Raw genomic sequence first — 14,708 nt, forward strand, 5'->3', positions numbered from 1 at the left:
AGGTGAGCCTCGCGGAGGGCCTGGGTGAGAATGAACGGTCGTCAATGCAATAGGGGAGGTCCAACCGTGGCGTCGACGGTTCCGTCAGTGCCCACCAAGCTCGTGGACGTCGAGGTGGCCACCACCGCGCGCCGTGGCGTTCCGGCGGTCGTGCTCGCGGCCACGGGACCGGCGCTGGGACCGGGCGGCGACGGCATCGACGTCTCCGACCTGACCGGCAAGGCCGGCGAGGCGGTGCGGCACGACGAGACCTGGACGCTCGGTGTCGGCACCGGCACGCCCGCCGACTACCGCACGGCCGGTGCGTCGCTCGTGCGCGCGTTGAGCGGCGACGACGCGCCGAAGACCGCCGACGTCCTGCTGACCCCGGACTTCGACGCCGACAAGGTGCGCGCGTTCGTGCTGGGCGCGGCGCTCGGCGGCTACCGCTTCAAGGTCACCGGCGAGGACGGCCCGAAGCGGGTCGGCTCGTTGCGGCTGATCACCGCTGACGACGGGTTCGAAGAGGTGCTCACGTCGGCCGCGCTCAAGGCCCACGTGCTCGCCACGGCGACGTCGCTGACGCGTGACCTCGCGAACACCCCGTCCAACGTCAAGGACCCGCGCTGGCTCGCGACGACCGCCGCCAGGCTGGCGGACCGGGTCGACGGGCTCTCCGCCACCGTGCGCGACGAGAAGTGGCTGGCACAGCAGGGCTTCGGCGGCGTGCTGGCGGTCGGCGGCGGTTCGGCCCGCCCGCCACGGTTGGTGGAGCTGACCTACGGCACCACAGGCCCGCACCTGGTGTTCGTCGGCAAGGGCATCACGTTCGACACGGGCGGCATCTCGGTGAAGCCCGCCGACGGCATGCACCTCATGCGCACCGATATGGCGGGCGGCGCCGCGGTGATCTCCGCACTGCTGGCCGTGGCTCGCCGGCGGCTGCCGGTCAGGGTCACCGGACTCGTGCCGTGCGCGGAGAACCACGTGAGCGGCTCGGCGTACCGGCCGGGTGACGTCGTGCGCCACTACGGCGGCGCGACCACCGAGGTGCAGAACACCGACGCCGAGGGCCGCATGGTCCTGGCCGACGCGATGGCGTACGCGGTGCAGAACCTGAAGCCCGACCTGGTCGTCGACGTGGCGACGCTGACCGGCGCGATGAAGGTCTCGCTCGGGCTGCGCACGGGCGCGGTGTTCAGCGCGTCCGACGAGATCGCGGCCAACGTCGTCGCCGCCGGTGCGAACGTCGGCGAGCAGTGGTGGCGGATGCCGTTGCTGGAGGAGCACGTCTCCGCCGTCGCCAGCGAGATCGCGGACTACAAGCAGTGCCCTCCCGGCCCCGGCGGCATCACGGCGGCCCTGTTCCTGCAGAAGTTCGCGGGCGACGTGCCGTGGGCGCACCTCGACATCGCGGGCCCGGCGCGGTCGGAGAAGATCTACGACGAGGTCGTCGCGGGTGCGACTGGCTTCGGCGCGCGGACGCTGGTCGAGCTGGCTGAAAAATATTCGCGTTAGAACCTACTTATGGCCATACGAGACGGCGAAGTTCCACGGCATGATGTGAGCTCCTTCACAACGCCGTAGAGGAGTCCACCCGTGTTACTCCGCCTGGCTCTCGCCGTCTCGCTGGTCCTAGCGTCGTTGTCCCCCGCCACGGCCGCGACGCCGTGGTGGGAACCGGTGGCGAGGCCCGCCCCGGACTCGCAGATCAACGTGACCGGAGAGCCGTTCAAGGGCGTCGACGGGCAGGGCAGGGTGCGCGGGTTCGTCGACGCGCACAACCACCTCACGACCAACGAGGGCTTCGGCGGCAAGCTGATCTGCGGCAAGCCGTTCTCGGAGCAGGGCATCGCGGACGCGCTGAAGGACTGCCCCGAACACCACCCGGCGGGCCTCGGCGCGATCTTCGAGGCGATCGTGACGGGCGACCTCGACGGCCACGACCCGGTGGGCTGGCCGACGTTCAAGGACTGGCCGTCCTCCACGACGGTCTCGCACCAGCAGAACTACTACGCCTGGCTGGAACGGGCGTGGCGCGGCGGCCAGCGGGTGCTCGTCCAGGACCTGACGAGCAACGCCACGTTGTGCGTCATCCACCCGTTCAAGGACAAGCCCTGCGACGAGATGCAGTCGGTCCGGTTGCAGGCCCAGCGCACCTACGAGCTGCAGGCGTTCGTCGACAAGCAGTTCGGCGGCGCGGGCAAGGGCTGGTTCCGCATCGTCACGTCCGCCGAGCAGGCGCGGGACGTGATCACGCAGGGCAAGCTCGCCGTGGTGCTCGGCATCGAGACCTCCGAGATCTTCGGCTGCCGTACGTTCCTCGACATCCCGTTGTGCAACAGGGACGCCATCGACCGCGGCCTCGACGAGATGTACGCGCTCGGCGTGCGCAGCGCGTTCCTGTGCCACAAGTTCGACAACGCGCTGTGCGGCGTCCGGTTCGACTCGGGCACGCAGGGCGGCGTGATCAACGCGGGCCAGTTCCTGCGCACCGGCCAGTGGTGGCAGACCGAGGTCTGCAAGGGTCCTCAGCAGGACAACCCGATCGGCACCGTCGGCCCGAACGCGCTGATCCCCGCGGGTGTCATCGCGCCCGCGTACGACCCGGCGAAGCGCTGCAACGTGCGCGGCCTGACGGCGCTCGGCGAGTACGCGGTGCAGGGCATGATGCGCCGGCACATGATGATCGAGATCGACCACATGAGCGTGAAGGCCGCGGGCCGGACGCTGGAGCTGGCCGCTGCCGCGAAGTACCCGGGCATCGTGTCCAGCCACAGCTGGATGGACGCCCAGTGGACCGAGAAGGTCTACCAGCTCGGCGGGTTCATCGCGGGCTACGAGAACGACCCCGGCGGTTACGTCGCGCAGGCCGCCGCCGCGGAACCGTTGCGGCGCAAGTACGACGTGGGCATCGGGTTCGGCTCCGACTACAACGGCGTCGGCTCGCACCCGGCACCGCAGACCGGCGTGACCTACCCGTTCCGCAGCTACCCGGACGGGCCGCTGGTCGACCGGCAGCGCACCGGCGAGCGCGTGTGGGACATCAACGTCGACGGCGGCGCGCACATCGGTCTCCTGCCGGACTGGGTGGAGAAGGTCCGTCAGCTCGGCGGTGACCAGCTCGTCCAGGACATGCTCAGCGGTGCCGAGTCGTACCTTCGGACGTGGAAGGGGACCCAGACCTGGTCGCGGTGACGCCGTGAGTCCTCAGGGCGTGGTCGCGGAACGCGCGGACGGCGGGCGGCAGCGGGTTGTCCCGCAGCCACGTCAGCCCGAAGATCCGGCCGGTCCGCGGCGTCAGTGACAGCTCCCGCAAGCCGGGAGGCGGCGCGAACTCGGCGTGGGTGAGCAGTGCCACGCCGAGCCCGTGCGCGACCAGGCCGCGCACGGTCTCGATCTCCTGGCACTCGAACACGTAGCGCGGGGTGATCCCGGCCGCGGCGCACATGTCGTCGGTGATCTGACGCAGGCCGTAGCCGGGCTCCAGGGTGATCAGGTCCTCGTCGGCCAGGTCCTCGACCCGCACGGCCTTCCTCGACTCCAGCCGGTGGCCCGCCGGCACTACGACGATCAGGGGCTGTTCGAACACGACCACCGACTCGAACTCGGGCCCTTCCGGTGGCGGCGCGACCAGCGCGAGGTCGATCTCACCGCTGACGAGCTTGGCGACCACGGCGTGGCGGGCGTTCTGGACCAGGCCGAACCGCACGTGCGGGTGTTCGGCGCGGTAGCCGCGGACCAGCTCGGGCACGATCGCGCGGCCGAGCATGTGCAGGAAGCCCAGCACGACGCGGCCCTTCTCCGGGTCGAGCTCCTCCTCGACCTCGCGCAGCCCCGGTTCCAGCGCGGCCAGCGACCGGGTCGCGGCCTCGGCCAGCAACCGGCCCGCCCGCGTGAGGCGGACCCGCCTGCCGTTCTTCGCGGTGATCGGCGCGCCGAGCTGCTCGCCGAGCTCGGCGATCCACCGGCTGACCGTGGGCTGGGGGAGTCCGAGGCGTTCTGCGACACGAGTCACGTGCTCGTCGGCGGCAAGCGCTTTCAGCATCGCCAGCTTCGGTGCCAGGTCCGATTCGTCCACGGATCGATTCTGGCGCATTTCCGTATTGGACGTATGGCTTAGCGTCAGATGCGTGACCAGGTTGACCGCGTCCATCGCCGCTTCGGGGTTCGCGTGCTTCGCGCTGCTCTACACCCCGCAGGCGGTCATGCCGCAGATCGCCGCCGCGTACGGGCTGGGGCCCGGCAGCGCGTCGCTCGCGCTGTCCGCCGCCACGTTCGCGCTGGCGGTGGTCGTCGTGCCGATCGCGATGCTGTCCGAACGGGTCGGGCGGCGCCCGGTGATCGTGGTCAGCGTGCTGGTGGCGGCGTTGCTCGGGCTCCTGCTGCCGTTCGCGCCGAACTACGAGGTGTTCCTGGTCCTGCGGGTGCTGCAGGGCGTCGCGGCGGCCGGGGTGCCCGCGGCGTCCATGGCCTACCTCGCGGACGAGTTGGACAAGGGCAAGCTCGGCGCCGCCATGGGCGCGATGATCGCCGGGAACAGCCTCGGTGGCATGTCCGGGCGGCTCGTCACCGGCATGACCTCGGACTGGCTCGGGTGGCGCGGCTCCGTGCTGCTGGCCGGCGTGTTCGGGCTGGTCGCGGCCCTGGTCGTGGTGTTCTTCCTGCCCAGGGCGCAGTCCCGGCCGAAACGAGCGCCCAGCGGCATGAAGGCCGCCCTGCGCGACCCCGTCCTGTTGTCGATGTACGTGGTCGCCGTGCTGCTCGTGGGAACGTTCATCTCGTTCTACAACGTCGCCGGCTTCCAGCTCTCCGGTCCCGCCTGGCTGGAGACGCTGGTGTTCCTCTTCTACGGGTTCGGCAGCACCGCGGCGGCGTTCGCGGGCAGGCTCGCCGACCGGTACGGGCGCGGTCGCGTGCTGCTGCTGTGCATCGGCGTGCTGGCAGTCGGTGCGCTGGCGAGCCTGCTGTGGGTGCCGCTCGGCCTCGCGATCGTCACCGCCGGGTTCTTCGCCTCGCACACCACGGCGAGCGGCTGGGTCGCCGCGCGGGCTCCCGCACACGCCCGCGGCCAGGCCTCCGGGCTCTACCTCGCCGGGTTCTACGTCGGCAGCAGCATCGGCGGGACGTCCGGTGCCACCGCGTACGAGGAGTGGGGCTGGGGCGGGCTCGTCCTGGTGCTCCTGGGGTGGCTGGCCCTGGCCGCGATGCTCGCTCAGAACTCCAGGGCGAGGGTGGCGCGCGAGTCGACGGGGGAGATGCTCGTCCTGCCGAGGCGCGGCAGGTCCAGCACTCCCTCGCCCATGCCGACCGAGACCGACCGGGTGTCCGCCGGCACCTCGACGACGACCGCGAAGGGCAGCGGGCCGCCGTCGTAGCGGGCACCGACCTGCCGGGCGGTCGAGCCGTCCGGCAGCGTCACGGTGATCAGGTCCTTGGTCAGCAGTCCGCCCGCGGTGTCGGGCAGGTCGCCGGTCGCCTCGACCCGCACCTCCAGCAACGCCTTGTCCGTCGCGGAGATCGTGGCCACGTCGTACTGGCTCTCGCCGAGCTTGATCGGCCGCTGCCGGCCGAGCCGCACGCCGGTGATCTTCATGCCGAGCTCGCGGTCGCCGAAGCGGATCTTCTGCGTCTGCTCCTTGAACTGGGCGGGGGTCGCGGCGCGCTGCAGCACGGCCGGCGGGGAGTCGGAGCGCTTGCCGGACGGGATCTCGACGCGCTGGTCCAGCGACTTGGCGCCGAGCGTGCCGAGCGCGAGGTGCTCGGGGCCCTCCTGCGGGTCCGGCACGGTGTAGACGACGAAGACCGAGCCGTTGGCCGGCAGCCGGTCGGCCGGAAGGACCTGGCGCTTGCCGGGCACCTCCAGCGCGAGCTCGGACGGCTGCGGGGCGAACCCCTGCCAGTTGGTGCGGTGGAAACCGCTGTCCGTCTCGTTGAGCTTCTCGACCTTCATGCGGACCACGCGCAGCCGTGAGCCGGTCTCGGCGCGCAGCGTGCCCTCGGAGGTGAACCAGATGTCCGGGTTCGCCCAGCCGGTGACCGTCGTGCCGAGCAGGTCGTCCCGGAGCTTGAACTCGGTGTTGCCGAGGCCCAGGTCGTGGTTCGAGCGCTTGCCGTCGTCGGGCAGCACGGCGAGGAAGTCGCGTCCGGCCGTCATGTCGTGCTGCTTGGACGGGTCGAACTCCTTGCCGTCGGTGCGCACGAGCATCCCGCCCGGCGTGCTGCGGTTGCCCTTCTCCGGCACCTGCGGCGACTGCACCTCGTAACGGACCTCGTCATCCGACTTGGTGACTTCCTTGATCGGCACGGGCACCCAGTCGGTGCCGGCACCGGTGCCGGGGACCTGGACCGGCCCGCACCACAGCCGCTCGTCGACCTCCGACTCGAGGCCTGTCTTCGAGAACCAGCAGCTGACCGCGGCGGCGCCCGCCCGTGCCACGTAGCCGTACTCGAGCGTGTAGGCGAGCTGGGCCTCCGCCTGGGACTGCAGCTCAGAAGCGTCCGCGAGCTTCTTGCCCTCGATCGTCGGCTGCAGTGCCCCCGGCTGGGTGGCGGGGGCTGAGGTCGCACAACCGGTCACCGCGAGGAGGACCGTCAGACCCAGCACCGCACAACGCACAGTCCTCGCGCCCCTAACCAGTTGAAGTCACAACGTCACTACTGGTTAAAGGCGGTGCTCACTCGTCCGGGTTGCCCTGGTCGAGTGTGTCTCAGATCACACTGCGATAGACCTCGACCGTCTGCGCGGCCATCGTCGACCACGAGAAGTCCTGCTCAGCCCGCGTGCGTCCGGCTGCTCCGAAGCGCTGGGCCCGATCGGGGTCTGTGACCAGTTCGTTGATCGATTCGGCGAGCTGGAGTCGATATGTCGACAAGTCATGCTCGTCGTAGTGGACGAGAAGGCCTGTCTCGCCGTGCACGACGACTTCGGGGATGCCGCCGACGTCACTCGCGACGACCGCGGTGCCGCACGCCATCGCCTCCAGGTTCACGATGCCCAGCGGCTCGTAGACCGACGGGCACACGAACACCGTCGCGTGGCTCAGGATCTGCCGGACCTCGGCGGGCTGCAGCATCTTCTGGATCCAGAACACGCCGGGCCGTCTCTCGGACAGTTCGCTGACCGCCTGCCGGATCTCCTCGGCGATCTCCGGCGTGTCCGGTGCCCCGGCGCACAGGACGATCTGCGCTTCCGAGTCGATCTGGTGCGCGGCGGCGACGAGGTGGCTCAAACCCTTCTGGCGGGTGATCCTTCCCACGAAGGCCACGATCGGCTTCGTGGGATCGATCCCACGGGACGTCAGGGCGTCCGTCTCGGTGACGGGCCGGTACGCGTTGCTGTCGATCCCGTTGCGCACGACGTGGACCTTGGAGGGGTCGAGCGCGGGGTAGGCGTCGAGCACGTCGGCCCGCATCCCGTCGCTCACGGCGATGACCGCGTCGGCGTGTTCGTACGCCGTGCGCTCGGCCCACGACGAGATCCGGTACCCGCCGCCGAGCTGCTCGGCCTTCCACGGCCGGCGCGGTTCCAGCGAGTGCGCCGTCACCACGTGGGGGATCCCGTGCAGGAGTTTGCCCAGGTGACCGCCCATGTTGGCGTACCAGGTGTGCGAGTGGACGAGGCTCGCGCCGGACACCGCCGCGGCCATCTCGAGGTCGACCGCGAGGGTCGTGAGGGCCGCGTTCGCCTGCTCCAGGCTGTGCGGCGGGTTGTGAGCCGTCGCGTCGGATCTCGGCGCACCGAAGCAGTGCACGTCGACGTCCACGAGCTCGCGGAGGTGGGGCACGAGGAAACCCACGTGCACACCAGCCCCGCCGTAGACCTCTGGCGGATACTCCCGGGTCAGCAGCGCAACTCGCACGCACCCACCGTAGATCACGGACGTAGGTGTTGGGACGAACCGGTTTGCGTCTGGTTCGAAAACGATCGCACGGATAGGGTCACATGCTGTGAAGGGGCAGCCGCACGTTCTCGGAATTGTGCTTGCCGGTGGTGAAGGCAAGCGCCTGTGGCCACTGACGGCCGACCGCGCGAAACCGGCTGTGCCCTTCGGGGGCAACTACCGGCTGGTCGACTTCGTGCTGTCGAACCTGGTCAACGCGGGGCTCGCGAAGCTCTGCGTGCTGACGCAGTACAAGTCGCACTCTCTGGACCGCCACATCTCGACGACGTGGCGCCTGTCCAATGTGCTCGGTCAGTACGTGACCCCGGTCCCGGCCCAGCAACGCCTGGGCCCGCGCTGGTACACGGGCTCGGCCGACGCGATCTTCCAGTCGTTGAACCTGGTCCACGACGAGAAGCCCGACCACGTGGTCATCTTCGGAGCCGACCACGTGTACCGGATGGACCCGGGCCAGATGATCTCGCAGCACGTCGAGTCCGGGGCGGCCGTGACCGTGGCCGGGATCCGGGTGCCGCGGAACGAGGCGAAGGCGTTCGGGTGCATCGACTCGGATGCCTCCGGGAAGATCACCCGGTTCCTGGAGAAGCCGTCCGAGCCGCCGCACGTGCCTGACGATCCTGATGTGACGTTCGCGTCGATGGGCAACTACGTGTTCACCACTGAGGCGTTGTTGGACGCTTTGCGTGGGGATGCGTTGAATCCCGACTCGGACCATGACATGGGTGGCGACATCATCCCCATGCTGGTGGACCGGGGGAAGGCGCACGTTTACGACTTCCAGGACAACGAGGTTCCTGGGGCTACCGATCGGGATCGTGGGTACTGGCGGGACGTCGGGACGATCGACGCCTACTACGACGCTCACATGGATCTGGTTTCGGTCCATCCGATCTTCAACCTGTACAACCAGTTGTGGCCTATTCGGACTGCTACGCCTCCGTTGCCTCCGGCGAAGTTCATCGCTGGTGGGTCTGCTGAGGACTCGATGGTGGGGCCTGGGTCGATCATCTCCGGGAAGATCCACGGGTCGGTGATCTCGTCTGACGTCACCGTTGAGGTTGGGTCTGTTGTGCAGGGGTCGGTGTTGTTGCCCGGGGTTCGGATTGGCAAGGGTGCTGTGGTTCGGCGGGCTATTTTGGACAAGAACGTTGTTGTGCCTGATGGGGCGTTGATTGGTGTGGATGCTCCTATGGATCGGGAGCGGTACACGGTTTCCGCTTCTGGGGTCACTGTGTTGGGGAAGGGCGTTCGGGCTTACTGATCGCGGCTTTGTCGGGGTGTTGTTGCGGGCGGCGACCTCACCTTGCGTGCTTCCCCTGGGGGCTCTGCCCCCAGACCCCCGGCAATCTGATCAGGGGGCCCGCGCTGCCCGTAGGTAGATGGCACGCCTGTTGCTCAGAGCGGCTGCCGGTTGCTTAGAGGGTGGCATCGGCGGTGGGGTCCCATCACGAGCCGAGCCAAGAGCGGGCCACATGCCTAGAGGGGTGTCAAGCGGACGAAAAGCGTGTCCGCTTGACACCCCTCCAGGCATGCAGCAAGTGCTATGGCGCGACTCGTGATGGGACCCCACCGCCCAGTGCCTATGCGAAAGACGAAGGACCGCTCGCCTTCGGCTTCGCGCTGTCAGGGCCTGCGGGCCGCTACCAGCAGGCCGTCGCCCAGCGGGAGGATCACCGGCACCAAGCGGTCGTCCTCCTTCACCAGGCGGGCGATGTCCCGCATCGCCTGGGTCGAGTCGTCCCGCTTGCTGGGGTCGACCACCGAGCCGTGCCACAGGACGTTGTCGAACGCGATCACTCCGCCTGGGCGCAGCATGCGCACGCCGTGTTCGAGGTATTGCGGGTACTCGGGCTTGTAGGCGTCCACGAAGACGAGGTCGTACGCCGCGTCGGTCAGGCGTGGGAGCACGTCCAGGGCCTTGCCCATGATCAGGCGGGTTCGGGACGGGGAGATGCCTGCTGCGGTGTAGGCCTCGCGGGCTGCTCGTTGGTGTTCCGAGGCCACGTCTATCGAGGTCAGGATGCCTGACTTGGGCATGCCCGCCAGGAGGTAGAGGCCGCTGGTGCCTGCGCCGGTGCCTACTTCCACCACCGCGCGGGCCTGGAGTGCGGTTGCGAGGAACCGCAGGGCGGCGCCTCCGCCCGCGCCGATGGGCACGCAGCCCAGTTCCTGGCCGCGTGCTCTTGCTGCCAGGTGCACGTCGTCCTCGGGGAGGTACTGCTCGACGTACTCCCGCAGGGCCGATTCCGTGGTCACGGGGTAGCAGGTTAGTGCGTCCAGTGCCCAAAACGGGTGAACGTGGCCCGAACCGAAATTCTCAGGGTGCTCTCAGCCCACTCTCACGATCGTTTAAAGCGCGCGGGAGAAGGTACAGAGGCAAGAAGCCAGGCTCTAGTCGGGAACAAGCCGGACCCGTCGTCCGTTGAGCCGCACAAGGGTCGCCGGGCGGCCTACCTGGAGGTGCCGAAACACCTGATGCGCACGCAGTCGAGTTCGCCGGAGGCCGTCGCGCCCATCGAGACGGCCGACTGGACGCCGCCCTCGTGGGACGCGATCGTCCGTGAGCACGCGGACAGGGTCTACCGGCTCGCGTACCGCCTGACCGGTAACCAGCACGATGCCGAGGACCTCACGCAGGAGACGTTCATCCGCGTGTTCCGGTCGTTGGCGTCGTACAAGCCGGGCACCTTCGAGGGGTGGCTGCACCGCATCACCACCAACCTCTTCCTCGACATGGCTCGCCGTCGCAGCCGTGTCCGCATGGAGGCGCTGCCCGAGGACAACGACCGCCTCGAGGGTGACGACCTGTCTCCCGAGGAGATCTACGACGAGAACCACCTGGATCCCGATCTGCAGGCCGCGCTGGACGAGCTCCCGCCGGAGTTCCGTGCCGCGGTCGTGCTCTGTGACGTGGAAGGACTCTCCTACGAGGAGATCGGCGCCACGCTCGGGGTGAAGATGGGTACCGTGAGGAGCAGGATCCATCGGGGCCGCCAGGCTCTGAAGGTCGCGCTCGAACGTCGTCGTCAAGAATCGTTGCTGGAGGACTCTGCATGACCGACCTCCGAGGTTGGGGCCTGCCTGAGCAGCACCTCTTGCCGGATGCCGTGGTCGCGTTCGTGGACGGAGAACTGTCCTCGACCGCCCACGAGCGGGCATCCGCGCACGTTCAGCGCTGTGGCTTCTGCGCGTTCGAGACCTACACGCAGCAGCAGGCGCGCGCGGCCGTGCGCACTGCTTCGGCGCCCACGGCGTCGGCTTCGCTGCTCGACAGGCTCGGCGCGATTCCTCACGAGGTCGAACTGCCCTCCGCTCCGGACGGGCTCGCGATCACCGAGGACGGTCAGTTCGTGGCCGTCCAGCGCACGGACAAGCCCGCGTTCGGCGCGGGGCCCGTGCTGGGTTCCTCGAGACCCCTGGGCAGCAACGGCTGGTTCAGCGGCCGCCGTGCCCGCCAGGGTGCCGGTGTCGTCGTGAGCGGCATGTTGCTGAGCGCGCTCGCGTTCACCACGTCCGACGGCGAGCAGCAGCCCGTGCAGGTTCCGGTGCCGCAGAACGCCGGCGCGGTCTTCGCGACCACCCCCTGACAGCCATTTCACCGTTGTTGAGGCAGGCTGTCGCTCAGCACTCCTAGCGGAAAACTCGGGGAGAGATGAGCCAGCAGTCGCCCAACGGCCAGACGTCCACACCCGTTTCCGGAGTGGACGACGGAGCGCATCGCAGGCTCCGGCCACGGCCCCTGGTGCAGCCGCCGGTCGACCCCGCGTACGCCACCGCCTTCGGCCGCCCCGACGGTGTTCCCGGCGCGTTCGCCTCGCGCGACGTGCCCGTGTCCCAGCTCCAGTCCGCGCCCCCGCCTCCCGAGTCCCTCGTGACGGCGTTCGGCCGCCAGGGCTCGCAGGAGCTGTTGCAGCGGCCTCCGGTGCCCGTGTCGGACCCGGATCCGGACATCGACCCCGTGTTCTGGGGCGACAAGCCCGCCGGCGACCCGTGGCGCGACCCGGCCTCCGGTGCCGTGATCGGCCCGCCCGCCGTCGGTGAGGACGCTCCCCGTGAGCCCGAGGGCAAGCCCGAGCCCGGTCCGCAGCTGAGCGTTCCCGAACTGATCTTCGGCCGTCGCGTGAAGCCGGCGGCCCTCGCGCTGCTGCTCACGGTCGCGCTGGTCCTGGGTGCCGTCGGTGGCCTGGTCGGCTGGCTGATCGGCAGGGCGGGAAACCCGCTGACCGACTCGACCGTCACGCTCGCCGAGGTCGTCGAGGGCAAGGAACGCCCGGCCGGCTCGATCTCGGACATCGCCAAGCGCGTGACGCCCAGCGTCGTGTCCATCGAGTTCAAGGGCGCGAACGTCGCGGGCGTCGGCTCCGGTGTCGTCATCGAGGCCGGCGGTTACATCCTGACCAACGACCACGTCGTCGCCCCGGCCGCGCAGGACTCCTCGGCCAAGCTCAGCGCCGTCTTCACCGACGGCACCCGCGCCGCGGCCCGCGTCGTCGGCCGCGACCCGAAGACCGACCTCGCCGTCATCAAGGTCGAGGTCACGAACCCGACGGTCCTGCAGTTCGGCAACTCCGACGACCTGCAGGTGGGCGACAGCGTGATCGCCATCGGCTCGCCGCTGCAGCTCTCCAACACCGTCACCGAGGGCATCGTCTCCGCGCTGCACCGCCCGGTCACGGCGGCGGGCGAGAACGGCGGCCCCCAGGTCACCTACGACGCGATCCAGACCGACGCCGCCATCAACCCGGGCAACTCGGGCGGCGCGCTGGTCGACTCGCGCGGCGCCCTGATCGGCATCAACTCGTCGATCCGCACCGAGACCGGCGGTTCGGTCGGCCTCGGCTTCGCGATCTCCGGCAACCAGGCCCGCAAGATCAGCCAGGAGCTGATCCGCAGCGGCCAGGTCAAGCACGCGGACATGAACATCAACGTGAAGTCCGTGTCGGCCGAGACCTCCGAAGGCGCCCAGGTGCAGAACGTCCCCGCCGGAGGTGCCGCGGCCGCCGCCGGCATCCAGGAGGGTGACGTCATCACCAGGGTCGGCAACCGCATGGTCCGCAACGCCGCCGAACTGGTCGTTGCGGTCAGGGAGCACGAGATCGGCCAAACGGTGCAGGTGACGCTGGCGCGCCAGGGCCGTGAGCTCAAACTCGACGTGACATTGAAGAGCGACTGAGAAGTAGGCTGAGACCTGTGTTCGACAGCATCGGATGGGTAGAGATCCTCATCATCGTCGTCGCGGGTCTCTTCATCCTGGGGCCCGAACGCCTGCCATCGGCCGCGGCCTGGCTGGGCAAGACGGTGAGGCAGGTCCGCGAGTACGCGACCGGCGCACGCGAACAGCTCAAGCAGGAGATGGGGCCGGAGTTCGAGTCGCTCCGCAAGCCCCTCGAGGACCTGCGGGAACTCCGCAACTTCGACCCCAAGCGCGCGGTGACCAAGCACTTCTTCGACGACCAGGAGCCGACGACCAAGTCGAACGGCTACCCGACCCCGTCGACCCCGCCCGCGGCCGAACAGCGTCCGCTCTCACCGGGCGAGCGTCCGCCGTACGACCCGGACGCGACCTGAACCTCTGACAACAGCCTCTGACAACGCGAACGGGGCCCTTCCGCACTCACCAGGAGTGCGAAAGGGCCCCGCGTGCGTTGTGGGGTCTAGCGACCGGCGGGCGACACGTTCAGCAGACGGCCCGCGAGGCCCCGCGAACGCACGGACAGCTTCGTCGCCACCTCGGTGAGCACCTTCGCGGCGGCCGCGTCCGGCACGGCCTGCACGATCGGCGTGCCCGAGTCGCCGTTCTCCCGCAGGCGCGGGTCCAGCGGCACCTGCCCGAGCAGCGGCACGTCGGACCCGATGGCCTTCGTCAGCGACTCGGCGACGGCCGCGCCGCCACCGGTGCCGAAGATCTCCATGCGCGAGCCGTCGGGCATCTCCAGCCACGACATGTTCTCGATGACGCCCGCCACGCGCTGACGGGTCTGCAGGGCGATCGACCCGGCCCGCTCGGCCACCTCGGCGGCGGCCTGCTGCGGCGTGGTGACGACCAGGATCTCGGCGTTCGGCACGAGTTGCGCGACGGAGATCGCGATGTCGCCGGTGCCGGGCGGCAGGTCGATCAGCAGCACGTCCAGGTCGCCCCAGAACACGTCCGCGAGGAACTGCTGCAACGCGCGGTGCAGCATCGGCCCGCGCCACACGACCGGGGTGTTGCCCGGCGTGAACATGCCGATCGAGATGACCTTCACGCCGTGCGACTGCGGCGGCATGATCATCTTCTCGACCTGGGTGGGTTTGCCGTCGGCGCCGAGCATGCGGGGGATCGAGTGGCCGTAGATGTCCGCGTCGACGATGCCGACGGAGAGCCCGCGGGCCGCCATCGCCACGGCGAGGTTGACGGTGACCGAGGACTTGCCGACGCCGCCCTTGCCGGACGCGACGCAGTACACGCGCGTCAGCGAACCCGGCTGGGCGAACGGGATGACCGGCTCCTCGGTGCCGCCGCGCAGCGTCTTGCGGAGCTCGGTGCGCTGGGCGTCGCTCATGACGTCGAGGTCGACGCGCACGGACGAGACGCCGTCCAGGGCCTGGACGGCCGCGGTGACGTCCTTCGTGATCTTGTCCCGCATCGGGCAGCCCGCGACGGTGAGGAAGATGCCGACCACGACGCCACCGTCCGCGCCGACCTCGACGTCCTTGACCATGCCGATCTCGGTGATCGGGCGGCGGATCTCGGGGTCCTGCACACCGGCGAGCGCCTTGCGGACGTCCTCGGTGGTGGGGAGGGGCTGTGTGGTGGTCACCGATCCATGCTACGTCCGGTTCGTG

The 14,708-nt window shown here is 69.5% G+C and carries 12 protein-coding genes; 8 read left to right on the forward strand and 4 right to left on the reverse strand.

The features are described 5' to 3' along the window. Positions 1-30: 30 nt before the first annotated feature. Both IEY88_RS30125 and IEY88_RS30130 read left to right on the forward strand, forming a co-directional pair. Entirely contained in the window at positions 31-1,497 is a 1,467-nt protein-coding gene (locus IEY88_RS30125) for a leucyl aminopeptidase family protein (RefSeq protein ID WP_189158261.1), read from the forward strand. Positions 1,498-1,578: 81 nt separating this feature from the next. Next, positions 1,579-3,177, forward strand: a complete 1,599-nt coding sequence (locus IEY88_RS30130) for an amidohydrolase family protein (protein ID WP_189158262.1) — start codon at positions 1,579-1,581, stop codon at positions 3,175-3,177. Here IEY88_RS30130 and IEY88_RS30135 read toward each other — a convergent pair. Continuing rightward, positions 3,119-4,027: a LysR family transcriptional regulator gene (locus IEY88_RS30135; RefSeq protein WP_229693920.1), complete on the reverse strand. Its 909-nt coding sequence runs from the start codon at positions 4,025-4,027 to the stop codon at positions 3,119-3,121. The genes IEY88_RS30130 and IEY88_RS30135 overlap by 59 nt on opposite strands. An 85-nt stretch (positions 4,028-4,112) precedes the next feature. On the opposite strand from IEY88_RS30135, the gene IEY88_RS30140 reads away from it, so the two are divergent. Next, on the forward strand, positions 4,113-5,357 hold the full coding sequence (locus IEY88_RS30140) for an MFS transporter (protein ID WP_229693901.1): 1,245 nt from the start codon (positions 4,113-4,115) through the stop codon (positions 5,355-5,357). A gap of 1,332 nt (positions 5,358-6,689) precedes the next feature. On the opposite strand, the gene glgA is transcribed toward IEY88_RS30140, so the two are convergent. After that, positions 6,690-7,841 (reverse strand): glycogen synthase, encoded by a 1,152-nt coding sequence (gene glgA, locus IEY88_RS30145; protein WP_189158264.1) that lies wholly within the window; start codon positions 7,839-7,841, stop codon positions 6,690-6,692. Positions 7,842-7,929: 88 nt separating this feature from the next. On the opposite strand from glgA, the gene glgC reads away from it, so the two are divergent. Further along, on the forward strand, positions 7,930-9,144 hold the full coding sequence (glgC, locus tag IEY88_RS30150) for a glucose-1-phosphate adenylyltransferase (RefSeq protein ID WP_089949641.1): 1,215 nt from the start codon (positions 7,930-7,932) through the stop codon (positions 9,142-9,144). Between the two features lie 362 nt (positions 9,145-9,506). Here glgC and IEY88_RS30155 read toward each other — a convergent pair whose 3' ends face one another. Further along, positions 9,507-10,139 carry an O-methyltransferase gene (locus IEY88_RS30155; protein ID WP_189158265.1) on the reverse strand — a complete coding sequence of 211 codons (633 nt, stop codon included), beginning with the start codon at positions 10,137-10,139 and terminating at the stop codon, positions 9,507-9,509. Positions 10,140-10,358: 219 nt separating this feature from the next. Here IEY88_RS30155 and sigE point away from each other — a divergent pair, with 219 nt between their 5' ends. From sigE to tatB, 4 genes are all read left to right on the forward strand, one after another. Beyond that, entirely contained in the window at positions 10,359-10,940 is a 582-nt protein-coding gene (sigE, locus tag IEY88_RS30160; protein WP_082374044.1) for an RNA polymerase sigma factor SigE, read from the forward strand. Continuing rightward, on the forward strand, positions 10,937-11,470 hold the full coding sequence (locus IEY88_RS30165; RefSeq protein ID WP_229693902.1) for an anti-sigma factor: 534 nt from the start codon (positions 10,937-10,939) through the stop codon (positions 11,468-11,470). The genes sigE and IEY88_RS30165 overlap by 4 nt, the downstream gene beginning before the upstream one ends. A gap of 65 nt (positions 11,471-11,535) precedes the next feature. Further along, entirely contained in the window at positions 11,536-13,056 is a 1,521-nt protein-coding gene (locus IEY88_RS30170; protein ID WP_189158266.1) for a S1C family serine protease, read from the forward strand. A 17-nt stretch (positions 13,057-13,073) separates the two neighbouring features. After that, a complete protein-coding gene (gene tatB / locus IEY88_RS30175) occupies positions 13,074-13,451 on the forward strand; it encodes a Sec-independent protein translocase protein TatB (protein WP_189158267.1) in 378 nt (125 codons plus the stop codon). Positions 13,452-13,537: 86 nt separating this feature from the next. On the opposite strand, the gene IEY88_RS30180 is transcribed toward tatB, so the two are convergent. Next, a complete protein-coding gene (locus IEY88_RS30180) occupies positions 13,538-14,683 on the reverse strand; it encodes an Mrp/NBP35 family ATP-binding protein (RefSeq protein WP_189158268.1) in 1,146 nt (381 codons plus the stop codon). Positions 14,684-14,708: the final 25 nt, after the last annotated feature.

The sequence above is a fragment of the Lentzea pudingi genome, assembly GCF_014646255.1.
GTDB lineage: Bacteria > Actinomycetota > Actinomycetes > Mycobacteriales > Pseudonocardiaceae > Lentzea > Lentzea pudingi.

Excerpts from the sequence above, each read along its gene's own strand:
- IEY88_RS30165 (WP_229693902.1), top strand. The coding sequence starts at position 10,937 with ATGACCGACCTCCGAGGTTGGGGCCTGCCTGAGCAGCACCTCTTGCCG.
- IEY88_RS30125 (WP_189158261.1), top strand. The coding sequence starts at position 31 with ATGAACGGTCGTCAATGCAATAGGGGAGGTCCAACCGTGGCGTCGACG.
- IEY88_RS30135 (WP_229693920.1), bottom strand. The coding sequence starts at position 4,027 with ATGCTGAAAGCGCTTGCCGCCGACGAGCACGTGACTCGTGTCGCAGAA.
- IEY88_RS30170 (WP_189158266.1), top strand. The coding sequence starts at position 11,536 with ATGAGCCAGCAGTCGCCCAACGGCCAGACGTCCACACCCGTTTCCGGA.
- sigE (WP_082374044.1), top strand. The coding sequence starts at position 10,359 with ATGCGCACGCAGTCGAGTTCGCCGGAGGCCGTCGCGCCCATCGAGACG.